Here is a 23,304-nt window from a genome sequence, read left to right on the forward strand (position 1 = left end):
CGCCAATGGCGGGCCTGAGTGTGTTCAGGGGCGCGGTGCTGATTCAGCTGCGACTTCGGTTCAGCTGCGGCGCAGGGTCTCAAGTGCTGCCGCCGCCACGATGAAGCTACCGCCGACCAGTGTCAGCCAGGTGGGCACCTCGCCGAGAATCAGCCACGCCAGCAATACGCCGTAGACGGGTTGCAGGCAGCCGATCATGCCGACGGTCTTGGCCTTGAGGCCACCGAGGGCAAAGGTCATCAGGGCATGCGGTGCTGCCGTGAAGACGATGGCCAGCACCAGCATGGCGATCCCCGTCGAGGGGCTGGCATCCATGATCTCGCCGGAGACGAATGGCAGCGTCAGCACCACGACGCCCAGCGCCTGCAGGCTCATCGATAGTACCGGGTTGAGGTGGCTGAGACGGTAGCGCACCAGCAGATTGCGCGCCGCGAACAACAGGCCCGAGAACACGCCCCATAACACCCCCGCCAGGCTGTCGCCCTGCGCGCTGCTGTCGCCGCCTGGGACAAGCAGCCAGATGCCGATGCAGACCAGCCCCGCTGCCGCCAGGTCCTTCGCTTTCAGGCGCGTGCCTTCCACCCATGGCTCCAGCAGCACGATGAAGATGGGGTAGGTGAACAGCGCCAGCATGCCGGTGGCCACGGAAGACACCTGCATCGAGTGAAAGTAGCTCACCCAGTGCGCGGCCATCAGCGCGGCGGCGATGCCCAGCAAGAGCCAGTCACGCCCGCTCAGACGTAGCGAGACATGCCACTTCAGGCGTGCCAGCCACAGCAGGAACAGTCCCGCCAGCAGGCTGCGCCAGGTGGTGATGTCGAGCGCCGAGAGAGGCACGCCTTTCGAGAACAGCGCCGTACCGCCAAGCAGCGCGATGCCGAGATGAATCGACATCAGCGCCTGGGGCTGGTTGGAGGGAGGGGCAGCAGGGCCGGGCATGAGGTTCCTCGTCATCAGGGGGGAGTGATAAAGCCGCCATCTCAGGCGGCTCATCGGTTTACAGCGTTATCACGGTAACGTTATCGCGACGGCCTGAGCGGCAGCAGTCTGATCGCGACAGCCTATAGCGGCAGCCAGGCGAAGCGTGCCGTCAACAGCAACAGGCTCGCCATACTCAACCACAGCAGCGGGGCTGGCGAGTCGAGGGGGCGCGAGGGCTGACGCACGAAGGCGGGATAGCTGATGCGCACCAGTGCACAGACCAGCAGCCCCAGGCAGGCACCGCCCAGCACATCGCTGAGGTAGTGGACGCCAAGCGTGATACGTGACAGGCCGACAAGCGTACAGGCGGCGATGGCCGCCCAGTAGATCCAGCGACGTCGTGAGGATGGCTGGCGCTCGGCAATGAAGGCGGCGGCCAATCCGAACACTGCCACGCTGCCGGCGGCATGGGCGCTAGGAAACGACATCGAGCCTTCCAGGAAGGCGGGGGTATCCGGGCGCGGGCGCTGGATCAGATGCTTGAGCACGGTATTGGCACTGGCGATCCCCAGCCAGGCGGCCGTCAGATGCAGCCACACCGCGTGGCGGCCCTTGAGCAGCAGCCACACCAGCCACGGAGCCACGAGCGCCGCCAGGCCGGTGCCATCGGCGAGGCGAGACAGCACCAGGCTTGCCTCGCGCAGCCAGTCCTGGGGCATCAGTGAGGCGAGGCTTGCGGCCAGCGAGGCGGCCACGCGGTCGATCCACCACGGCTCGGGATGGGCCAGCACCGCCAGGCTCATGGCGGGCACGCTGATCACCGCGAAGATCAGCAGTGCCATCGAGGCGAGCGGGAATTCGCCCTCGGGGTCGGGATGACGCAGCTGCCACCACAGACGCCGCCCGGAGGGGCTGCGACGCATGCGGCGAGCCAGCCAATGATAGAGGCGGCCCTCGCGGCCCAGCTGGCGGCGCAGGAAGGAGAAGGCGAAGGCACAGGCGATCAGTCCGCTGGCCAGGCCGACCAGCAGGCCATCGGCCCCTTCCGGCAGGGTGAACAGTGACTGCCAGGTCTGGCCCAGCAGATAGCCCGGCAGCAGGTAGGCCGGTGCCCAGGCCAGTGCCGAGAGACCATTGACCAGGAAGAAGCGTGCCGGCGGCATGTCGAGCATGCCGGCGACCAGCGGGATGATCGGGCGCACCGGACCGACGAAGCGTCCGAAGGCGATCGACCAGCTGCCGTGGCGATGAAAGAACTGCTGACCGTGCTCGATCCACTCGGGATGGCGCGAGAAAGGCCAGCGGCCGGGCAGTTGGTCGCGATAGCGGATGCCCAGCCAGAAACTCACGCCATCGCCGATGATGGCGCCCAGCGCACCGGCGGCCAGCAGTATCGGCAGCGAGAGTTCAAGATGGCCGGCCAGTGAGGCACCGGCGGTGAGAATGACCACGCCCGGCACCAATAAGCCGATGATGGCGAGAGATTCAAGCAGTGAGACCAGGCCGATGACGGCGACAAGGGCTGCCGGGTGATCGCTCAGCGTGGTCATCAGGGTGTCGATCATCACGCTGGGGTTCAGCCAATGCAGCAGTGACGCAAGGGTGTCGCTCATTCATTGAGATCCATCAGGGCAAGCTGGCTGGCCAGCAGGCGTTGCTCGAGTTTCTGGGTGGTGTCATCGGCCTTGTACGTCACCAGGCGTGCGCGGGCAATGATGGAGCCGGTTTCCGGCTGTGTGGCCGCTGCCAGCGCCGCGGTCAGGCGCTCACGCATGATCAGTGCTCCTGCCTCGCCGGTATTGGGCAGCATCAGCCAGAAGGACGACTTGTCGCTGCGACACAGCAGGTCGCCCTGGCGCGAGACCTCCTGCATCACGTCGCAGGCCATCGCCAGGCACTCGACGCGCCGGTCTTCGCCGAACTGCTCGCCGAGCATGTCCAGTTGCGGCAGATAGACGACCAGAATGCTGAATGGTTGATCCAGTGCCCGTGCACGCGCTGCCTCACTGATCAGTCGTTGCTGACCGGTGCGCGCATTGAAGGCATTGCATTCGGTTTCCTCGCTGGCGGTCAGGCTCATGACACCCGCCTGCAGGCTGTTGATGACGAACGGCTGGCTGGCCACCAGCAGCAGACACAGGTAACGCAGTATCTCGCCGAAGTTGTCTTCCTGCTGACCCAATAGCCATAGCCAAAGTGGCGCCAGCACCAGATTGAGCAGCATCGCCGGTGCCAGGGGCAACAGCAGCAGTGTCAGCACGCTGGGCAGCCCCAGCCACAGCGACATGCCCGGATAGGTACCCGGCGCCTCGAGTGCCAGCATCAGATAGCTGGCGATCAGCGTCAGGTAGGAAGGCAGCGGCTGCTCATCATCGAGGTGATTGAGGCCGGCGGCAATCGCCATCAGCAGGGTAGCCAGCACGGGGGTCAGGATATGATCGAAATCGCCGACCAGATAGCGCCACAGGGCATAGGTGGCTATCACCGCGGCGGCCAGCAGCATGATCAGTGTCTTGCGATTGGCGAGTTCCCGACGCTCGCGATGGGCCAGACTGTGCAGAGGAGACATCAGTGATCATTCCCCCGTGACGGTGCCACGGCGATCTTGTCTGCCTCGCTGGCCTGTTTGAGGGTGCCTCGCCCGGCATCTGACGAGACGTTGTCTGTCGAGGTTTCGTCTGATGAGGCATCGGCAGGCTTGCGAGGCAGTGGCGCCAGCAGGGTGATCGGCTGCGGTTCATCACTCAAGTGGGCGCTGAGGCGCTTGAGGTCCAGCGCGCTGGGATCACTGTCGTTGAGGGGTTGCACGCGGGCACGGACCGGCATCGCGAGATGCTCGATCAACTGGCGACGGCGCAGACTTGTCATGCGCTCGCCGCGGGTGACCAGCAAGACGGCCAGTGCCCCGTCATCGAGCTGGTAGCGGGTCTCATGCGGCAGCGCGGCACTGTCGAGGGTGTTCATCAGGCGACGGTTGGCCAGACGACCGGTCTTGACCGGTGCGAGCAGGATCAATTCGATATGGATCTCCTCGCGATCGGCACGGGCAATTTCCCGCGGCAGGTCGCGCATCAGCTGGTATTGTGACCAGATCGCGCGGCTGGAATCACGCCGGCCACGACGTTCCAGCTGCATCCAGACCTGCTGCTGGCGTCGCCCACCGATGGCACCGAGCGCCATCAGAGTCGCGGTGATGCCGATGCCCAGACTCAGCCAGTCGCTGCCCAGCTGGCTGAGCGCCAGCCAGGTGGTGACCAGTCCGATCAGTGCGCAGGCCGGGGCCAGCCAGCGCGGGCGCGGATAGAGCAGCAGGACGGCGAAGCCCCACAGCCACATCAGGTGCTGTTGCGGGGCCAGCAACACCAGTGCACTCATGATCAGCGCGACGCTGAGCATCACCAGCGTGCGGAACCAGCGTAGGGTAAACAGCTCGTGGGCGAGAGAGACCACCAGCAACATCGTGCCGCCCACCGCCAGCAACAGGGCAGTGAGCGTCAGGCCGATACTGATCTGTCGTGCCGCTTCCAGCAGCAGCAATACAGAGCCGAGCAGACAGACGAACTGACTGAGACGGACTTTGAACTTGATCTCCATGGTGACTTATATTGGCACCTTTGCCGTGGATGGCGCGAAATCGGCCGAATTCCCTGGCCGAACGGTCTGTGACGTGGGCATTGCCGACACATTTGCAAGATGCGACGGTGCTCCGATCATGCAACGTCGCCTGCAATAATGGCAGCATACCCCAAACGGCGAGTGACACTAGTGTCTACGCCTCCAAGGCCTATACGGCTGGCCTTCACATCAGGCCTTCACGTCAGGGCTTCATGGCGAAATGTCCCCCGCGGCGCGCGGCTGATGATGTAATGAGCACGTGGACACTGACAACCAGCGAGATTAGGCACATGAGTGAGCAGGGCAAGCACGACACCACGGACGTCGTGGCGTACATGAATCGTCTGGGGCATGCAGCGCGCGCGGCAAGCGTCGTGATGCGTCGCGTCGACAGCGGCATCAAGAATCGTGCTCTGCAGACCATGGCGCGTCTGATCGATGAGCGTCGCGAGGCACTGGCAGAGGCCAACGCCGAGGACCTGACGCGTGCACGCGCCAATGGGCTATCGGAGGCGATGGTCGATCGTCTCGCGCTGACGCCGGCGCGTATCGACGGCATGATCGAGGGGCTCGAGCAGGTCGCGGCGCTGCCGGACCCGGTCGGCGAGGTCGATGGTCTGCGCTCTCGTCCGAGCGGCATTCAGGTCGGCCACATGCGCGTGCCGCTGGGCGTGATCGGCATCATCTTCGAGTCACGTCCCAACGTGACCATCGAGGCGGCCAGCCTGTGTCTGAAGTCCGGCAATGCCTGCATCCTGCGCGGTGGCTCCGAGGCCGCGTCCAGCAACCGTGCGCTGAGCGAGATCATCAGCGAGGCATTGGTGCTCTCCGGGCTGCCAGCCACGGCAGTCCAGGTCGTCGCCACCACGGACCGCGCCGCGGTCGGTGAGCTGATCGCGATGCCCGAGTTCGTCGATGTCATCATCCCGCGCGGTGGCAAGAGCCTCATCTCGCGTATCTCGCGTGATGCGCGCGTGCCGGTCATCAAGCACCTCGATGGCATCTGTCACGTCTATATCGATGCCACGGCTGACCTGGCGATGGCGGTCCGGATCGCCGAGAACGCCAAGACCCACCGCTACGGCACCTGCAACACCATGGAGACTTTACTGGTCGATGCGCCGGTTGCCGCCGAGGTCCTGCCGCGTATCGCCGAGCGTCTGGCGGCACATGAGGTCGAGATTCGCGGTTGCGAGCGCACCCGTGAAGTGCTGCCGCAGGCCGTGGCCGCCAGTGCGGAAGACTGGGATACCGAATATCTCGCGCCGATTCTGGCGATTCGTGTCGTGGATGGCGTGGATGAGGCGATGGCGCATATCGAGCGTCACAGCTCCGGGCATACCGAGGCCATCATCACCGAGAACTATGCGCTGGCGCGCCGCTTCATGGCGGAAGTCGATTCCAGCTCGGTGATGGTCAACGCCTCCACCCGCTTCGCCGATGGCTTCGAATATGGCCTGGGCGCCGAGATCGGCATCTCCACCGACAAGCTGCATGCGCGTGGTCCGGTCGGGCTTGAGGGCCTGACGACCCGCAAGTACATCGTGTTCGGTGATGGGCAGATTCGCCAGTGAAGGACCATGTCTCACCCGCCAAGGGGCAGGTCGCGCCCGAGCAGACCTTGACGAACGAGCAGGCCCTGTCGCCCGAGGCGCTGGAGGACACCCAGCGCCCCTTGAATGCCGATGGTCTCGCGCAGGAGCGTGAGGCCGTGCATCACGACACCGAGTCGGCACATGACTCGCGTTCAAGGACTGACACGGCAGCGGAGCCGAGCTTCGAGGGCTGTCTCGGCCCGGTGCCGCGTGTCGCCATGCTCGGCGGTACCTTCGATCCCATCCATCACGGCCATCTGCGCAGTGCCATCGAGCTGCGCGAAGCGCTGGGGCTGGACCATGTACTGCTGGTTCCTTCGCATCAGCCGCCGCATCGCGCCGCGCCCGGCGTCAGCAGTGATCAGCGTCTGGCGATGCTGGAAGCCGCGATAGAGGGAGAGCCGGGTCTCAAGGCCGATGGGCGTGAGTTACTGCGCGATGGCCCCTCCTACAGTGCCGACACCCTGGCCAGTCTACGTGCCGAATATGGCCCGCAGGCGCGGCTGGTGATGGCGATCGGCCATGACGCCTTCCTCAAGCTCGGGGACTGGCATGCTGCCGATCGTCTGTTCGATGAAGCCCACGTGGTGGTGATCGAGCGGCCGGACCATGATGCACCGCTGCCCCGGGCGCTCGAAGCGCTGATCCAGGGGCGCGAGGTCGACTCGGTGGCGGCCTTGATGGCGCGTCCGGGCGGCCACCTGTTGCGCCTGTCATTGCCGACGCGCATGGCCATCAGTGCCACCTTCGTGCGTGAGCGCCTCGCGCTGGGTGACAGCGTGCGCTACCTGTTGCCGGAAGCGGTGATCCGTCATATCGAGGCGCATGGCCTCTATTGTCCGTCCTCGTCCTGAAGTGTCCGTCATCGACCTGAGCCCGTAATCGAACTGAACCCATCACTGAGCTGAGCCCATCATCAAGCTGGGCGTTGTGGCTCTGAACGTCATGTCGCGTGCGAGCGTGGCATCATGAGAAGGTGCGCCGGCGCAGTGATCCCGCATCGCCGTGCGTGGCGCCACTTTGGCGAGTAAATGACGATGCCCATAGGCGCGCGCATCGCCAACGGGTAGAATGCGCCCCCTGCCGAACAAACTCCCGAGGAATCATGCAGACCGAAGCTCTTAAAAACCTGGTTGTCGACGCCCTTGAAGAACTCAAGGCCCAGGAAATCAGCGAGATCAATGTCTCCAAGCTGACCAGCGTCACCGATGTGATGGTGATCGCGACCGGTACGTCCAGCCGCCATATCTCCGCGTTGGCCAACAACGTGCAGGTCACCGTGAAAGAAGCCGGCGTCAAGCCGCTGGGCTGTGAAGGTGACAACGGTTCCGACTGGGTGCTGCTGGATCTGGGCGATGTCGTCGTCCACGTCATGCTGGCCGAAACCCGTGCCCTGTACGACCTCGAGCGCCTGTGGAGCGATCTGCCCCGCGAAACGCGTGAAGAGTACGAGCAGAGCCATTGATCCTGCCAGCCTGACCCGACGGGTTGCTCGTCGGGGCATGCCAACCGCGCGTTGTGTCCTTGCCGGTCGCGATGTCGCGGGCAGGGAGTATCCGATGGAAGGACCGCGGGCTTGCCCGTCGTTCTGACACAGCACGGGACAGGACATGAAGATCCGAGTTTTGGCGGTCGGGCAGAAGATGCCGGACTGGGTGGAGAAGGGTAGCCGGGAATATCTCAAGCGCATGCCGCGGGATTTTTCGCTTGAGTTCATCGAGCTGGCGCCCGGCAATCGCGGCAAGAATGCGGACATCGCCCGTGCCATGGCCAGTGAAGGCGATCGGATGCTTGAAAAACTCAAGGGAAATGAACATGTTGTCGCCCTTGATGTCCTAGGTAAGGCCTGGAGTACCGAGCAGCTTGCCCAGCATGCCGATGATTGGCGGCTGGGAGGGCGAGACGTGGCCATCCTCATCGGTGGTCCGGATGGGCTCGACCCACGCCTGCTGGCACGTGCCGATCAGCGCTGGTCGCTCTCGGCACTGACGCTGCCGCACCCCCTGGTGCGCATCGTGCTGGCGGAACAGCTTTACCGCGCCTGGACATTGCTGGTCGGGCACCCCTATCACCGGTAAGCGCCTGCCGCTTGCGACACGACACTGGTTGCGAGACCCGCCATGCGCCAACGCCGGGCGACGATAAAGAATCCTCAACAGGAAGTGCGGATCTTTCGCCTTCGCAGCATCGTGGCTGCCGGCCTTGTGCTGGTGCTGGCCGGGTGTCTGCTGGCGCGGCTGCTCTTCCTGCAGGTCGTGGAACACGACATCTATACGACGCGCTCGGACAAGAACCGTGTGCGTGTCGAGCCCTTGCCGCCTACGCGCGGCTTGATCTATGACCGCAATGGTCAGCTGCTCGCCGAAAACCGCCCCAACTACAATCTCACCATCGTGCGCGAACGCGCCGGTGATCTCGAGACGACGCTTGAGCGCCTGGTCGAGATTCTCGATCTGCCGCCCGATGAAGTCGAAGACTTCAAGGAACGCTCGCGTCAGCGTCAACGTCCCTATCAGCCCGCCCTGTTGATGAGTGAGTTGAGTCAGGAGCAGATCGCGCGTCTGGCCGTCAATCGCTATCGTCTGCCTGGCGTCGAGGTCGAGGCGCAGCTGCTGCGCTACTACCCGGATGCCAAGCCGTTGTCGCATACCCTGGGGTATGTGGGGCGCATCAATCAGGCTGAGCTCAAGACCCTCGACAAGGGCAACTATTCGGGCACCCACTTCATCGGCAAGACCGGTATCGAGCGCTTCTATGAAGAGGCGCTGCACGGTCAGGCGGGCCTGCGCAAGGTGGAAACCAATGCGCGGGGTCGCGTGCTGCGTGAGCTGTCGCGGATCGATCCGGTGCCGGGCAAGGACCTGACGCTGACCATCGACCGCGGTCTGCAGGATCTCGCCTATCGGCTGCTCAAGGGGCGACGTGGTGCCATCGTGGCCATCGAGCCCGAGACGGGCGACATTCTGGCGATGGCCTCCGTGCCGGGCTTCAACTCCAACGAGTTCGTCACCGGCATCAGCGTCAAGAGCTATCGCGCGCTGCAGAATGATATCGACCTGCCGCTGTTCAACCGTGCCATTCGCGGCCAGTACCCGCCAGCCTCGACCGTGAAGCCCTTCATGTCGCTGGCAGGGCTGGAGAACGGTGCCATCACCACCAACACCACCTTCTACGATCCCGGCTATTTCCAGCTGCCCAATGACAGCCACAAGTATCGCAACTGGCTGCGCTGGGGGCATGGGCGCGTCAACATGCGGCGTGGCATTGCGGTGTCCAATGACACCTTCTTCTACAACGTTGCCTACCGTCTGGGGATCGATCGCATCAGCGAGTACATGCACAAGTTCGGCTTCGGTGAGCAGACGGCGCTGGACGTGCAGGGTGCGCTGCCCGGCCTGATGCCGTCCAAGGAATGGAAGCGCAATCGCTACGACAAGCCCTGGTACCCCGGCGAGACCATCTCCATCGGTATCGGTCAGGGCTACTGGCTTGCCACGCCGTTGCAGCTCGCCTCGGCGGAGGCCGTGCTGGCCAATCGTGGCCGACACGTGACGCCTCACCTGGCCAAGCGCATCGGTGACGAGACGGTGTTGCTGCCCCGAAGCGAGGAAAAGCCGGATGTAGTGCTGGACAACCCGGCGTGGTGGGACGATGTCATCGCCGCGCTCGAGGACGTGGTCAGCGGGCGAGAAGGTACGGCGCGCAAGTATGTCGGCCCCGGGCTCAAGTATCGCATGGCCGGCAAGTCCGGTACCGCGCAGGTCTTCACCCTCGGTCAGGACCAGAAATACAACGGCAAGGAGCTCGCGGAGCGTCTGCGAGACCACGCCCTGTTCGCCGCCTTTGCGCCGGTCGAGCACCCGGAAATAGCCGTTTCCGTGGTGATCGAGAACGGTCAGGGTGGCAGCTCCGTGGCAGGTCCGATGGCGCGCGCCGTCACCGATTACTGGCTGTTGCCGCGCATTGATCCCGAGGCGCGTGAGGCGGCGCTCACGCTGGCTGCCGCTCTGGCACCCCCGGAGGTACCGGCGGGCGAGGGTGAGCAAGGAGAGAATGATGCCGACTGATTATCAGCGCTCGATGCGTGGTGTAGGGGGAGATCTCAGTCATCGCCGCCGCACCAGTCTGTGGGAGCGTATCCACCTCGACCCCTGGCTGTTGCTGTTGCTGCTGGCCGTGCTCGGCTGCGGGCTGATCGTGCTCTACAGTGCCAGCGGCCAAGATATCGACTTCACGCTGCGCCAGGCCTCACGCCAGGCGCTGGCACTGGTGATCATGATCGGGCTTGCCCAGCTGTCACCCGCGACGCTTTATCGCTGGGCGCCGGTCGTCTATGGCGCCGGCTTCCTGATGCTGGTGGCGGTGGAGGTGCTGGGGGATGTCGGCATGGGCGCCCAGCGCTGGCTGGTCATTCCCGGGGTAGTGCGCTTTCAGCCCTCTGAACTGATGAAGCTGGCAATGCCGATGATGGTGGCCTGCTGGCTCGGGCAGCGCCCGTTGCCCCCTCGCTGGCGAGACCTGGCCATCTGCGCCGTGATCATCGTCGCGCCGGTGCTGCTGATCGCGCGCCAGCCTGACCTCGGCACCTCGTTGCTGGTCGCCGCGGCGGGGGTGTTCGTGATCCTGCTGGCGGGGCTTTCCTGGAAGCTGATCGCCTTCTTCGGCGCCTTGATCGCCTCGGCATTGCCGCTTCTGTGGATGGTCATGCACGACTATCAACGCCGCCGTGTGCTGACATTCCTCAATCCGGAGTCTGACCCGCTTGGCGCGGGCTGGAACATCATCCAGTCCAAGACGGCCATCGGCTCGGGCGGCATCTTCGGCAAGGGCTATACCCTGGGGACCCAGTCCCAGCTCGAGTTCCTGCCGGAGCGCCATACCGACTTCATCGTCGCGGTCATCGGGGAGGAGTTCGGCCTGATCGGCATGAGCTTCTTCCTGGGGCTCTACGTGCTGATCGTGCTGCGCGGGCTGGTGATGTCCAACAATGGCCAGGACAGTTTTGCACGGCTGACGGGGGGCGCGATCATCCTGACGTTCTTCGTCTACGTATTCGTCAACATCGGCATGGTATCGGGTATCTTGCCGGTCGTTGGCGTCCCGTTGCCGCTGGTCAGTTATGGTGGGACCTCCAGCGTGACCTTGTTGGCAGGCTTCGGTATTCTCATGAGCATTCATACCCACCGGCGCCTATTGTCGCGATGACGTGGCGGCCAGTTGCCGAGTGGCAAGGACATTCGCGAGCCAAGCTCGCAGACAGGCAAGGAGAGAGTCGATGACGGTGATCAATGCGCGTGGGCGACGTCTGAAGCACTGGGGCGCAGCCCTGGTGATGGTGGCACCGCTGCTGGGAATGTCAGGCATGGCCAAGGCGGCGCCTGATGGCTTCGCCCCGGCGACTCACCCGGAAACGGCCAAGCTGGTCGACGAACTGGTGGCCAAGGGGCTGGATCGCGATCGCGTGACCGAGCTGATGAACCAGGCCGATTACAGCCAGAAAGTGCTGGATGCCATGTCGCGCCCGGCGGAAGGTCATCTGCGCTGGGACCAGTACCGCGCCATCTTCATGAAGGAATCCCGCATCGAGGCCGGGGTGAAGTTCATCGCCGAGCATCGCGAGACCTTCGACCGTGCCCAGGCCGAGTATGGCGTGCCACCGGAAGTCATCGCCGCGATCATCGGCGTCGAGACCTTCTTCGGCAAGCACACCGGCACCCATCGGGTGATCGATTCGCTCTCCACGCTGGCCTTCGATCATCCGCGACGTGGCACCTTCTTCCGGGGTGAACTGGCCGCCTTCCTGCAGCTGACCCTGGAGCAGGGCATCGACCCGCTCTCGATCAAGGGCTCCTATGCCGGCGCGATGGGCTATCCGCAGTTCATCCCCACCAGTTATCAGGCCTATGCGGTCGATTTCGATGGTGATGGCGTGCGGGATCTGTGGCATAACCCGGTCGATGCCATCGGCAGTGTCGGCAACTACTTCGCGCGTCATGGCTGGAAGGCCGGTGCGCCGGTGGTCAGCGCCGCGGATGGCCCCGGCACTCCGCCGTCCTCCGTCACCTTCAACAAGACCAAAAAGCCGTACATGAGCGTTTCCGCGCTCGAGGCGGCCGGTGTCCAGGTGGCAGTCGACGTGGCCGGCAATACCCAGGTGATTCCGTTGGCGCTGGACCTGAAGCAGGGCTATCGCTACGCCGTCGGCTACGACAACTTCTACGTCATCACGCGCTACAACCACAGCCACATGTATGCGATGGCCGTGGATGAGCTGTCCCGGGCGATCAAGCGTCGTCTCGAGGACGGAGGTGCGGGATGAGCTGGTCACGCGCGCTACCGCTGACCCTTGCGCTTGCCCTGCTGGCCGGGTGTGCCAGCAGTGGGGGTGGCACCCAGGTCAGTGATGGTGCCTCGGCGAGCACGGGCAAGAAGGCCGGCAAGAATGGGCGTTACGAGATGGACAGCGATGCCTATCCCGATGATGCGCCGGATGTCTCGGCAGTGCCCGATGAAGTGCCCCGTGTCGAACCCTATACCCGCAGCGGCAACCGCAGCGAGTATGAGGTATGGGGCAAGACGTATCACGTGATGGATGATCCGCGCGGTTACGTGGCCGAGGGCACTGCTTCCTGGTACGGCAAGAAGTTTCATGGCTACGCCACCGCCAGTGGCGAGATCTATGACATGTACACCATGACGGCGGCTCACAAGTCGCTGCCATTGCCGACCTATGCGCGTGTCACCAATCTGGACAACGGCAAGCAGGTCATCGTCAAGGTCAACGATCGCGGCCCCTTCCATGAAGACCGTCTGATCGACCTGTCCTACAGCGCGGCGTGGCGACTGGACATGCTGGGCCATGGCACCGGGCATGTGCGTGTCGAGACCCTCGATGCCACGACCTGGAAGCCGGGCCCGAGCCCGACCCAGGGCACGGCTGAATCCGAGCGCCTGCTGGCGCGCAGCCAGGCGGTACGCCGCGAGCAGGGCATTGCCGGACTTGACGAGATGGAGGCAACTGCCGGTTCCGTGGCCTCGAGCGCTTCTGGCGCGAGCGTTGCCGCCAAGCCCGTGGTAGCCTCTGCTGCGTCGAGCAGCACGTCCTCCGTGGCGAACGGGGAAGCTACCTTCCTGCAGGTCGCGGCGGTCAGTGATCTGAGCAAGGCCGACAGCATTCGCGCCAGCGTCAGCTCCCGTCTGGGACGACCGACCCGCGTGCTGGGTAGCGGCGACCTCTACAAGGTTCAGGTCGGCCCGCTGGAAGACAATGTCCGTATTGAATCGCTCAAGTCGGCGCTGGCCGATGCTGGCTATGCCGGGGCCTTCAGCGTCACGGCAGAGCGATAAGGGCCGCAGGCCCGTTTTCATCCATCATGCGCTTCGTGAAGAGGCGCAACATGGCCGAGGCGCAAGCCTCGGCTTATGCATGAGTGTCAAAGAGATTCCAACATGTCCCTGAAAGCCCGACTTCTTCCTCTTCGGCGTCGATTCTCCGCGCTGATGGCGGCCAGCGGCATTGCGCTGTTCGCAGGCGTTGCCGCCACCCCGGCCCATGCCATCGAGACGGATACCCTGATTCCGGCGGCACCGCAGCTGGCGGCATCTTCCTGGATCCTGATGGATGCCAATTCCGGGCGCATCCTGGTCGAGCACAACGCCGACAAGCGCCTGCCGCCGGCCAGCCTGACCAAGATGATGACGGCCTACCTGGTCGAGAGCGAGATCGACGACGGCAAGCTGAGCCCGGACGAAGACGTACGCATCAGCGTCAATGCCTGGAAGACGGGTGGCTCGCGCATGTTCATCCGCGAAGGCACCAGTGTCACCGTCGATGACCTGCTGCACGGTGTCATCATCCAGTCCGGCAACGACGCCAGCGTCGCTCTGGCCGAGCGCATCGGCGGCAGCGAGGGCTCCTTTGCCGACCTGATGAACCAGCATGCCAAGCGTCTGGGCATGAAGAACACCCACTACATGAACGCTACTGGCCTTCCGCACGCGGAGCATTACTCCACGGCGCACGACCTGGCGATTCTGGCGCGTCGCATCATCAAGGACTATCCGGATCACTACGAGATCTATTCCCAGAAGTACTTCACCTGGAATGGCATCAAGCAGCCGAACCGCAACAAGCTGCTGTGGCGTGACAAGGACGTCGATGGCCTGAAGACCGGCCACACCGAAGAAGCCGGCTACTGCCTGGTGGCATCCGCCAAGAAGGAAGATACTCGCCTGATCAGTGTCGTGATGGGGACCAAGTCCGAAGAGGCGCGTGCGCAGGAATCCCAGAAGCTTCTGACCTACGGCTTCCGCTACTTCGAGAGCAAGAAGCTCTATGACAAGGGCGCGGTGCTCAATCAGGCGCGTGTCTGGGGTGGCGAGAAGGACCAGGTGCGTCTGGGCATGGCTCAGGACGTCTTCCTGACCGTGCCGAGTGGCCAGGCTGACAAGCTGACCGCGCGCCTTGATCTCAAGGACACCATCAAGGCCCCGGTTCAGGCCGGCGAGCAGTACGGTACCCTGCAGATCAAGCTGGACGACAAGGTGCTGGCCGAAGAGCCGCTGGTCGCACTGGAGCCGGTGGAGCAGGGCGGCCTGTTCAAGCGTCTGTGGGATGCCCTGATGCTGTTCTTCCACGGCCTGTTCAACTGAGTCAGTCGTCTGGTTGCGTGAAGTGACGCGGCCGATGACATGATTCAGTGATGGAAGTGGGGCGCGCGCTGGCGGTGCCAGGCGCGCGCCCCTGAATATCGCGGTCGTGTACTCAACAAAGGGCGATCCGGCTGACGGATCGCCCTTTGTTGAGTAGAATGGTCGGAAATAGAGTTACCTGAAGGGCTATCCCCATGGCCAAGACGCCAGCAGCTGGTGGGCAGACGCCCCCGAAGATTGAATTCCCGTGTGATTTCTCCCTCAAGATCGTCGGCACCGCCGCAGAAGATCTCGTCGAAGTGGTCTGCAATATCCTGGAAGTGCATGCGCCGGGCTTCGATGCGACGGCCATCACCTGGCAGGACAGCAAGAACGGCAATTATCGCAGCATCCGTGTGGTGATCCGTGCCACCGGTACCGATCAGCTGGATGCGCTGCACCGTGACCTCAAGGCCACCGGTCGCATCCATATGGTGCTGTGATCCAGGCATGAAACGCTGGATTTCCTTGTCTTGCGCCTTGATGACAGGAGCGCATGCATGAACACGATTCACGTCTACCACCTCGGCCTCAAGGCCTATGATGAGGTGTGGTCGGCCATGCGCCACTTCACTGATACGCGTGCGGCCGATGCGCCTGACGAGCTGTGGGTGGTGGAGCACCCGCCCGTCTTTACCCAGGGCCAGGCGGGCAAGCCGGAGCATCTGTTGATGCCGGGCAACATTCCGGTGGTGCAGACCGACCGTGGCGGGCAGGTGACCTATCATGGGCCCGGCCAGCTGGTGCTCTACCCGCTGCTCAACGTCAAGCGAGGTGGCATCGGCGTTCGCCAGCTGGTGACGGCGCTGGAAGAGACGGTAGTGGCGGCGATGGCCGAGCATGGCATCGAGGCCTATCCACGTCCGGACGCGCCTGGCGTCTATGTGAAGAAGTCGGCGCAGCGTGGCGATGACCCGCGTCGTTCGATGGAAGAGGCCAAGATCGCCTCGCTGGGACTGCGCATCCGGCGTGGTTGCAGCTTCCATGGCGTGGCGATCAATCTGGACATGGACCTCGCGCCCTTCGGGCGCATCAATCCCTGCGGCTATGCCGGCATGGCGATGACCCAGCTGCGCGATCTCGTTCGCGCACCGGTGGATCTCGCCAGCGAGCGTGACCGCCTGGTGCGTTGTCTGGGCGCAAGCCTGGGCGATGTGACCCTGACTCCGGTGAGCGGCCTGCCCGCGGCACTGGCTGACATTTCTCGAACAGCAGGACAGAACTGATGACCGAGACCATCGCTACCACGAAGCCCGCTCCCTCCGCTGCTCCTGCCCGCAAGGAGCGTGGCGTGAAGCTGCGCGGCGCCGAGAAGGTTGCCCGCATTCCGGTCAAGGTGATTCCCACCGAGACCTTGCCCAAGAAGCCTGACTGGCTGCGTGTGCGCATGCCGGCCTCGCCGGAAGTCACGCGCATCAAGCAGACGCTGCGCAAGCACGGCCTGCACACGGTCTGTGAAGAAGCCTCGTGCCCGAACTTGGGCGAGTGCTTCAGCGGCGGCACCGCAACCTTCATGATCATGGGTGACATCTGCACCCGTCGTTGCCCATTCTGCGACGTGGCCCACGGTCGTCCCAACGCGCTGAACGCCGACGAGCCGCGCGAGCTGGCCGAGGCCATCGCCGAGATGCGCCTGAATTACGTCGTCGTGACCTCCGTCGACCGTGATGACTTGCGCGACGGTGGCTCCAACCACATCGCCGAGTGCATCCGCGAGATTCGCGAGAAGTGCGATGGCACCGAGATCGAAGTGCTGGTACCGGACTTCCGTGGCCGCATGCAGGTCGCGCTGGACGTGCTCGAGCAGACGCCGCCGGACGTCTTCAACCACAACCTGGAAACCGTGCCGAGCCTTTACCGTCGCGTGCGTCCGGGTGCCGACTACCAGTGGTCGCTGGATCTGCTCAAGGGCTACAAGGAGCGTCGTCCGGAAGTGAAGACCAAGTCCGGTCTGATGCTGGGTGTCGGCGAGACTGACGAGCAGGTGCTCGAGGTCATGCAGGACCTGCGCAACCACGGCGTCGACATGCTGACCCTGGGTCAGTACATGCAGCCGTCGCGCAACCACCTGCCCATCGACCGCTGGGTGCACCCGGACACCTTCGATTGGCTCGGCCAGAAGGCGCGCGAGATGGGCTTCTCGCATGTCGCCTCCGGCCCGCTGGTGCGCTCTTCCTACCACGCCGACAAGCAGGCGCACGGTGTGGAAGTGAAGTAAGCCGCACTGCTGACATGCCGTCAGCTGCCTTAACGAAAAAAAACCGCCATGGAGCTCGTCTCCATGGCGGTTTTTTCATGTGGCTTGCGCCGTCAGGAGGCTATGTTCATTGCTCGGTTGCCAGCGGCAGGCAGGCCACGCTGTGTCCGGGGATGGGCTCCATCGGCGCGCTGAAGTGCGCATTGAGCTCCGGCAGCAGCTCGCGCACGAAGCGCAGGAACAGCTCGGTGACCGGCGTGGGGTAGCGGTCCTTGGGGTAGACGGTGCACCAGCTGCGCCTGAGCGGGAAGCCCGGCAGCGAGGGCGAGGCCAGCAGGCCTGAGGCCAGCTCGAGCTGAACCGACAGTCGCGGCAGGATCGCCACGCCCAGGTGCGCCATCACGCCTTGCTTGATGGCCTCATTGGAGCCCAACTCCAGCGTGTGGCGCAGCGAGACGCGCTCGCGTGCGGCGAACTCCTCGAAGGCGGTACGCGTGCCGGAACCGGGTTCACGCATCAGCATGTAGTACTGAGCGAGGTCTTCCAGGGTGATGCCCTTGACCTCCAGCAGCGGATGACCGGGCCAGACCACGGGGATCAACTCGTTGTCGAGAATCGGCATGAAGGCCAGGTTGGCGTCATCCGGCACCATGCCCATGATCACCAGGTCATCGCGCCGCTCGGCGAGGCGCTCGAGTGCCTGACCGCGATTGCAGACGCGCAGGCGCACCGACACTTCCGGATACCGCGCCCGAAAGCGCGCCAGGATATGCGGCACCACGTACTGTGCGGTTGAGACGGCCGCCAGATTCAGCTCACCGCGGATGGTGCCGGCAATCTCCGACAGCTCCATCTGCAGGCTCGAGACCTCGCCGAAGATCGACTGCACCGAGTTCGCCAGGGCATCAGCCGCCGGCAGGATATGCAGCGTCTTGCCGGCATATTTGAACAGCGATTGCTCGAGTGCCTGCTCCAATTGACGAATCTGGGCACTGACGGCGGGTTGCGTCAGGCCAAGTTGCTCGGCCGCACGGGAGTAGGACTGCTGGCGATGAACCGCTTGGAACACCTGTAACTGTCTGAAAGTTAAGCGATTCAACAAGTTTGGACGCGACATGACACACCCAGTCATAAGGTTTTACTTATAGATTGGCAAAAAAATATCAACTTTTCTATTGGTCTCTCGCTGGGTAGCGTGGAACGCATGCTACCTCGTGTCTGTCAGCGCCGTTGTCGCGTCTGGCGGTCAATGACAAGCGCACGACCAGAGCACCACAACAAGATCACGCGTCACGTCCGGGAGAGTCACCATGTTTCGCAAGTTGCTGATTGCCAACCGAGGGGAAATCGCAGTGCGCATTGTACGCGCCTGTGCCGAGATGGACATCCGCTCAGTCGCTGTCTACACCGAACCTGACCGTTTCTCCTTGCACGTCAAACGCGCCGATGAAGCGCATTTCATCGGCGAAGACCCGCTGGCCGGCTATCTGGATGCCCGCCGCCTGGTCGATCTCGCGCGCGAGACCGGCTGTGACGCCATCCATCCGGGCTACGGATTCCTGTCGGAGAACGCCGAATTCGCGGCCATCTGTGAGGCGGCGGGTATCGCCTTCGTGGGGCCGGCCAGCAGTGTCATCGCCCGCATGGGTGACAAGACCCAGGCCCGCGATGCCATGAAGGCGGCCGGCGTGCCGGTGACGCCGGGCTCGGCCGGCAATCTGGCCGATGTCGAGGAAGCGCTGAGTGTCGCCGAGCAGGTCGGCTACCCCGTCATGCTCAAGGCTACCTCAGGCGGTGGGGGGCGCGGTATCCGGCGTTGTGATGATGCTCATCAGCTTGAGCAGGCCTGGGGGCGCGTGATCTCGGAAGCCACCAAGGCCTTCGGCAGTGCCGATGTGTTCCTCGAGCGCTGTGTGGTCGACCCGCTGCATATCGAGGTGCAGATTCTGGCTGACAATCACGACAACGTGATTCATCTGTTCGAGCGTGACTGCTCTATCCAGCGTCGCAACCAGAAGCTGATCGAGATCGCCCCCAGCCCGCAGCTGACACCGGAGCAGCGCTCCTACGTCGGCGAGATGGCGGTACGTGCCGCCCGCGCCGTCGGCTATCGCAACGCCGGTACCGTGGAGTTTCTGGTCAAGGGCAACGAGATCTACTTCATGGAGATGAACACTCGCGTGCAGGTGGAGCACACCATCAGCGAGGCCATCACCGGCGTGGACATCGTGCGTGAGCAGATCCGCATCGCCTGGGGCCACAAGCTGGCATTCCGTCAGGAAGACATTCGCCATCACGGCTATGCGATCCAGTTCCGCATCAATGCCGAGGACCCCAAGAACGACTTCCTGCCAAGCTTCGGACGCATCACGCGCTACTACGCGCCGGGCGGGCCTGGCGTGCGTACCGATACCGCGATCTATACCGGCTACACCATCCCGCCGTATTTCGATTCCATGTGTCTGAAGCTCATCGTGTGGGGGCTGACCTGGGAAGAGGTCATCAACCGTGGTTCACGTGCCCTCAATGACATGCGTCTGCAGGGCGTCAAGACCACGGCGCCTTACTATCAGGAAATCCTCAAGCACCCTGATTTCCGCAACGCACACTTTGATACCGGTTTCGTGGCCGCTCACCCGGAATTGACCCAGTACTCGGTCAAGCGCCTGCCGGAGCAGACAGCGCTGGCGATCGCGGCGGCCATCGCGGCCCATGCCGGTCTCTGATGCGCACCTGATGCCCCTGATGTCGTGAATCTTCCCTGAGCTTCCCCCGGTTCACGTAGCCAACAATTAGAAGGACCCCAGACATGACAGCTGCAACCCCCAACACCAACACCGTCGATCATGCCGATCGCGTCAAGGTCACCGAAGTCGTGCTGCGCGATGGCCACCAGTCATTGATCGCGACCCGCATGCGCACCGAAGACATGCTGCCGATTGCCGCGCGCCTCGATCAGGCCGGTTTCTACAGCCTCGAAGTGTGGGGCGGCGCGACCTTCGATGCCTGCGTGCGTTTCTTGAAGGAAGACCCCTGGGCGCGCCTGAAGGCGCTCAAGGAAGCCATGCCGAATACCCCGCTGCAGATGCTGCTGCGCGGCCAGAACCTGCTCGGCTATCGTCACTACGCCGATGATGTGGTGGAGGCCTTCGTCGAGCGCGCCGCGGCAGGTGGCATCGACATCTTCCGTGTCTTCGATGCACTGAATGACCTGCGCAACATGGAAACCGCCATGCGCGCGGTCAAGAAGGCCGGCAAGCACGCCCAGGGCACCATCTGCTACACCGTAAGCCCGGTGCATACGCTGGAGATGTATGTCGAGCAGGCGCGCAGGCTGGTCGAGATGGGGGCCGATTCCATCGCCATCAAGGACATGGCCGGCCTGCTGACGCCGTACGCCACCTATGACCTGGTCAGCGCGCTGGTCGAGGCGGTCGAGGTGCCGATCCACCTGCACAGCCACGCCACGGCAGGCCTGGCGCCGCAGTGCCAGATAAAGGCCGTCGAGGCGGGCTGTCGCCACATTGACACCTGCATCTCGGCCTTCGCCGGTGGCACCAGCCATCCGGCCACCGAATCCTTCGTGGCCTCGCTGCGCGGTACCCAGTGGGATACCGGCCTTGAGCTGGAGTCGCTGCGCGAGATCGGCGATTACTTCCACGAGGTGCGCCGCAAGTATTCGGCCTTCGAGAGCGAATTCACCCGTGAGGATGTCTCGGTCCAGATCAGTCAGATCCCCGGCGGCATGATGTCGAACCTGGCCAGCCAGTTGAAGGAGCAGAACGCCCTGGAGCGCATCCGCGAGGTCTTCGATGAGATTCCGCGTGTGCGTGCCGATCTCGGCTATCCCCCGCTGGTCACCCCGACCTCGCAGATCGTCGGCACCCAGGCGGTACTCAACGTGCTGACCGGCGAGCGCTACAAGAGCATCACCAATGAAGTGAAGCGCTACCTGCAGGGCGGCTATGGCCAGGCGCCGGCACCCGTCAATGAAGAAGTCCGCTCGCGTGCCATCGGCAACGCGCCGGTGGAAGTCGGGCGCCCGGCCGACCTGCTCGCGCCGGAGATGACGCGTCTCACCGAGGAGCTGGGCGAGCTGGCCGAGTCCCCCGAGGACGTGCTGACCTTCGCCATGTTCCCGGAGCTGGGACGTGACTTCCTCAGTGAGCGTCGCGCCGGCACCCTCACGCCGGAAGTCATCCCCCAGGGCGAGGCGGAGCGTCCGGTGTCCTCTGGCGTGCCGACCGAGTTCGTCATCGACGTGCACGGCGAGTCCTACGCGGTGCAGATCACCGGCGTCGGCGGTGCCAAGGGCAGCAAGCGTCACGTCTACCTGACCCTGGACGGCATGCCGGAAGAGGTGGTGTTCGAGGCCAAGGACGATTACGTGGCGGGTGGCCATAGCGGCGGACGCGCCAGCGCCTCGGCGCCGGGCCATGTCACCACCGCGATGCCGGGCAACATCGTCGAGGTGCTGGTCGCGGTCGGTGACAGTGTCACGGCGGGTCAGTCGGTGCTGATCAGTGAGGCGATGAAGATGGAAACCGAGATCGCCGCGCGGGTCGATGGCACCGTCAAGGCCATTCATGTCGCGCGTGGCGATCGTGTCACGCCGGGGGAAGTGCTGATCGAGATCGCGTGATGCCAGCGGCGGCGAGGTTGCAAAATCTGGCCGCCGTCACCATCTGACAGCTATACGATCACCAGGGGCGGTCGGGCACCTTCGAGGCCCTGCCGTCCTTTTTTGCGGAAGGACAGACATGGCAACACATTTCGAGCAGGTTCCCGGCCTGAGTGAGCAGATCGACCCGGCCACCCGTGGTTACGTCTTCAACCAGACCATGCTGCGCATCAAGGACCCCGAGCGCAGCCTGGATTTCTACACCCGCGTGCTGGGCATGCGTCTGGTACGCAAGCTCGACTTCCCGGAGATGCAGTTCAGTCTTTATTTCCTTGCCTATCTGGATGACGTTCAGGCCAGCGAAGTGCCCGGTGATGATCTGAAGCGCACCACCTACACCTTCGGGCGTGAGGCGATGCTGGAGCTGACTCATAACTGGGGTACCGAGAACGACCCGGACTTCGCCTACCATGACGGCAATGCCCAACCGCAGGGCTTTGGGCATATCGGGGTCAGCGTGCCGGATGTCTACGCGGCTGCCGAGCGTTTCGAGTCGCTGGGCGTCGAGTTCGTCAAGCGCCCCGACGATGGCAAGATGAAGGGCCTTGCCTTCGTGAAGGACCCCGATGGCTACTGGATCGAGATCCTGCGCGCCGATACCTTCGAGCGTCAGGCCAACGGCGAAGCCTGAAGCAGGCCGCTGCCGTAAGAGAACCGCCACCATCGGCATGCCCGGGGTGGCGGTTTTCGTCTATACGAAACCATACGTTGCAGGGGTGTCAGCGGCATCCGCTTGCTGCAATGATGATGTCTGACTGACACTCGCAAGGCGTTCATCATTGATGGCCTTCGAGATCGATCGCCCATGACGAAAGAGGAGACAGCTATGTCGGAGAATGCACAGCGGTTGAGCGGCAAGGTGGCGGTAGTCAGTGGGGCTTCACGCGGGATCGGTGCCGGGATCGCGCAGCGCCTGGCGGCGGACGGCGCTCTCGTCATCGTCAACTATCGCAGCGACAGTGATGGCGCCTTGCAGGTCGTGAAGGATATCGAGTCACGGGGTGGCAAGGCGACCGCCGTACAGGCCGATGTCGGTGTCAGCAGCGACGCGGCACAATTGTTCACGCAAGCCCTGCACCTGTATGGCGGGGTGGATATCCTGGTCAACAATGCCGGCATGAGCATCTACAAGCCCATCGCCGAATTCACGGATGACGACTTCGCCAACCTGATGCAGGCCAATCTGACCGGTTCCTTCAATCTGATGCGTGAGGCGGCGCAGCACCTGCGTGATGGCGGACGCGTGATCAACATGTCCACCTCGGTGACGCGGCAGATGTTCGCGACCTACGGGCCCTATGCGGCTTCCAAGGCCGCGGTGGACCAGCTGACGCGGGTGCTGGCCAAGGAAGTCGGTGAGCGAGGCATCACGGTCAATGCCGTGGCGCCGGGCCCGACCGATACTGGCCTGTTTCGTCATGGCAAGAGTGAAGAGACCATTGAGCGCCTCAAGGGCATGGCGGCGCTGGGGCGCATTGCGGACCCGCAGGATGTTGCAGCCGTCGTGGCCTGGCTTGCCAGCGAAGATGCCGGCTGGGTGAGTGGCCAGGTCATCGGTGCCAATGGCGGCTTTGCCTGAGGTCACCTGGGAGGGTTTTGCCTAA

Annotated in this window: 21 protein-coding genes; 16 read left to right on the forward strand and 5 right to left on the reverse strand. The window is 63.7% G+C overall.

Translation table 11 applies throughout. The features are described from left to right. Window positions 1–60: 60 nt before the first annotated feature. The 4 genes from F8A90_RS04090 to F8A90_RS04105 all read right to left on the reverse strand — a co-directional run bounded on the left by F8A90_RS04090 (window position 61) and on the right by F8A90_RS04105 (window position 4,515). Window positions 61–939, reverse strand: coding sequence for a DMT family transporter (locus F8A90_RS04090; protein ID WP_200019135.1), 879 nt, complete (start codon window positions 937–939; stop codon window positions 61–63). A gap of 122 nt (window positions 940–1,061) precedes the next feature. Further along, window positions 1,062–2,534: a bifunctional DedA family/phosphatase PAP2 family protein gene (locus tag F8A90_RS04095; protein ID WP_233593434.1), complete on the reverse strand. Its 1,473-nt coding sequence runs from the start codon at window positions 2,532–2,534 to the stop codon at window positions 1,062–1,064. Then, window positions 2,531–3,490 (reverse strand): diguanylate cyclase domain-containing protein, encoded by a 960-nt coding sequence (locus tag F8A90_RS04100; RefSeq protein WP_200019142.1) that lies wholly within the window; start codon window positions 3,488–3,490, stop codon window positions 2,531–2,533. The genes F8A90_RS04095 and F8A90_RS04100 overlap by 4 nt, the downstream gene beginning before the upstream one ends. Next, a complete protein-coding gene (locus F8A90_RS04105) occupies window positions 3,490–4,515 on the reverse strand; it encodes a hypothetical protein (RefSeq protein WP_200019144.1) in 1,026 nt (341 codons plus the stop codon). The genes F8A90_RS04100 and F8A90_RS04105 overlap by 1 nt, the downstream gene beginning before the upstream one ends. A 311-nt stretch (window positions 4,516–4,826) precedes the next feature. On the opposite strand from F8A90_RS04105, the gene F8A90_RS04110 reads away from it, so the two are divergent. The 12 genes from F8A90_RS04110 to lipA all read left to right on the forward strand — a co-directional run bounded on the left by F8A90_RS04110 (window position 4,827) and on the right by lipA (window position 17,040). Next, complete coding sequence (locus F8A90_RS04110; RefSeq protein WP_166019250.1) at window positions 4,827–6,110, forward strand: glutamate-5-semialdehyde dehydrogenase; 1,284 nt, start codon at window positions 4,827–4,829, stop codon at window positions 6,108–6,110. Between the two features lie 239 nt (window positions 6,111–6,349). Beyond that, window positions 6,350–6,985, forward strand: a complete 636-nt coding sequence (gene nadD / locus F8A90_RS04115) for a nicotinate-nucleotide adenylyltransferase (protein WP_166019573.1) — start codon at window positions 6,350–6,352, stop codon at window positions 6,983–6,985. 251 nt (window positions 6,986–7,236) lie between these two features. Continuing rightward, the gene (gene rsfS / locus F8A90_RS04120; protein WP_043331961.1) at window positions 7,237–7,596 is read left to right on the forward strand and encodes a ribosome silencing factor; all 360 of its coding nucleotides are present in this window, start codon (window positions 7,237–7,239) and stop codon (window positions 7,594–7,596) included. A gap of 145 nt (window positions 7,597–7,741) precedes the next feature. Next, on the forward strand, window positions 7,742–8,209 hold the full coding sequence (rlmH, locus tag F8A90_RS04125; RefSeq protein ID WP_043331959.1) for a 23S rRNA (pseudouridine(1915)-N(3))-methyltransferase RlmH: 468 nt from the start codon (window positions 7,742–7,744) through the stop codon (window positions 8,207–8,209). Window positions 8,210–8,251: 42 nt separating this feature from the next. After that, a complete protein-coding gene (gene mrdA / locus F8A90_RS04130) occupies window positions 8,252–10,198 on the forward strand; it encodes a penicillin-binding protein 2 (RefSeq protein WP_200019146.1) in 1,947 nt (648 codons plus the stop codon). Then, window positions 10,188–11,336, forward strand: a complete 1,149-nt coding sequence (rodA, locus tag F8A90_RS04135) for a rod shape-determining protein RodA (protein WP_166019252.1) — start codon at window positions 10,188–10,190, stop codon at window positions 11,334–11,336. The genes mrdA and rodA overlap by 11 nt, the downstream gene beginning before the upstream one ends. Window positions 11,337–11,406: 70 nt before the next feature. After that, a complete protein-coding gene (gene mltB, locus F8A90_RS04140; RefSeq protein WP_233593435.1) occupies window positions 11,407–12,450 on the forward strand; it encodes a lytic murein transglycosylase B in 1,044 nt (347 codons plus the stop codon). Further along, the gene (locus F8A90_RS04145) at window positions 12,447–13,478 is read left to right on the forward strand and encodes a septal ring lytic transglycosylase RlpA family protein (protein ID WP_200019148.1); all 1,032 of its coding nucleotides are present in this window, start codon (window positions 12,447–12,449) and stop codon (window positions 13,476–13,478) included. Before mltB ends, F8A90_RS04145 begins: the two co-directional genes overlap by 4 nt. Before the next feature lie 102 nt (window positions 13,479–13,580). After that, window positions 13,581–14,783 (forward strand): D-alanyl-D-alanine carboxypeptidase family protein, encoded by a 1,203-nt coding sequence (locus tag F8A90_RS04150; RefSeq protein WP_233593436.1) that lies wholly within the window; start codon window positions 13,581–13,583, stop codon window positions 14,781–14,783. A 194-nt stretch (window positions 14,784–14,977) separates the two neighbouring features. Further along, entirely contained in the window at window positions 14,978–15,265 is a 288-nt protein-coding gene (locus F8A90_RS04155; protein ID WP_043331948.1) for an HP0495 family protein, read from the forward strand. A gap of 57 nt (window positions 15,266–15,322) precedes the next feature. Then, window positions 15,323–16,048 (forward strand): lipoyl(octanoyl) transferase LipB, encoded by a 726-nt coding sequence (gene lipB, locus F8A90_RS04160; RefSeq protein ID WP_200019150.1) that lies wholly within the window; start codon window positions 15,323–15,325, stop codon window positions 16,046–16,048. Further along, window positions 16,048–17,040 (forward strand): lipoyl synthase, encoded by a 993-nt coding sequence (gene lipA / locus F8A90_RS04165; RefSeq protein ID WP_052384342.1) that lies wholly within the window; start codon window positions 16,048–16,050, stop codon window positions 17,038–17,040. The genes lipB and lipA overlap by 1 nt, the downstream gene beginning before the upstream one ends. Window positions 17,041–17,146: 106 nt before the next feature. Here lipA and F8A90_RS04170 read toward each other — a convergent pair whose 3' ends face one another. Beyond that, on the reverse strand, window positions 17,147–18,136 hold the full coding sequence (locus F8A90_RS04170; RefSeq protein WP_043331946.1) for a LysR family transcriptional regulator: 990 nt from the start codon (window positions 18,134–18,136) through the stop codon (window positions 17,147–17,149). A 193-nt stretch (window positions 18,137–18,329) separates the two neighbouring features. Here F8A90_RS04170 and F8A90_RS04175 point away from each other — a divergent pair, with 193 nt between their 5' ends. The 4 genes from F8A90_RS04175 (at window position 18,330) to F8A90_RS04190 (ending at window position 23,279) form a co-directional block, all read left to right on the forward strand. After that, complete coding sequence (locus F8A90_RS04175; RefSeq protein WP_043331944.1) at window positions 18,330–19,745, forward strand: acetyl-CoA carboxylase biotin carboxylase subunit; 1,416 nt, start codon at window positions 18,330–18,332, stop codon at window positions 19,743–19,745. A gap of 83 nt (window positions 19,746–19,828) precedes the next feature. Then, window positions 19,829–21,661, forward strand: coding sequence for a sodium-extruding oxaloacetate decarboxylase subunit alpha (oadA, locus tag F8A90_RS04180; RefSeq protein ID WP_200019152.1), 1,833 nt, complete (start codon window positions 19,829–19,831; stop codon window positions 21,659–21,661). A 118-nt stretch (window positions 21,662–21,779) separates the two neighbouring features. Further along, window positions 21,780–22,331: a lactoylglutathione lyase gene (gene gloA / locus F8A90_RS04185; protein WP_200019154.1), complete on the forward strand. Its 552-nt coding sequence runs from the start codon at window positions 21,780–21,782 to the stop codon at window positions 22,329–22,331. Between the two features lie 195 nt (window positions 22,332–22,526). After that, window positions 22,527–23,279, forward strand: a complete 753-nt coding sequence (locus F8A90_RS04190; RefSeq protein WP_233593437.1) for an SDR family oxidoreductase — start codon at window positions 22,527–22,529, stop codon at window positions 23,277–23,279. Window positions 23,280–23,304: the final 25 nt, after the last annotated feature.

The organism is Cobetia sp. cqz5-12 (assembly GCF_016495405.1).
Taxonomy (GTDB): domain Bacteria; phylum Pseudomonadota; class Gammaproteobacteria; order Pseudomonadales; family Halomonadaceae; genus Cobetia.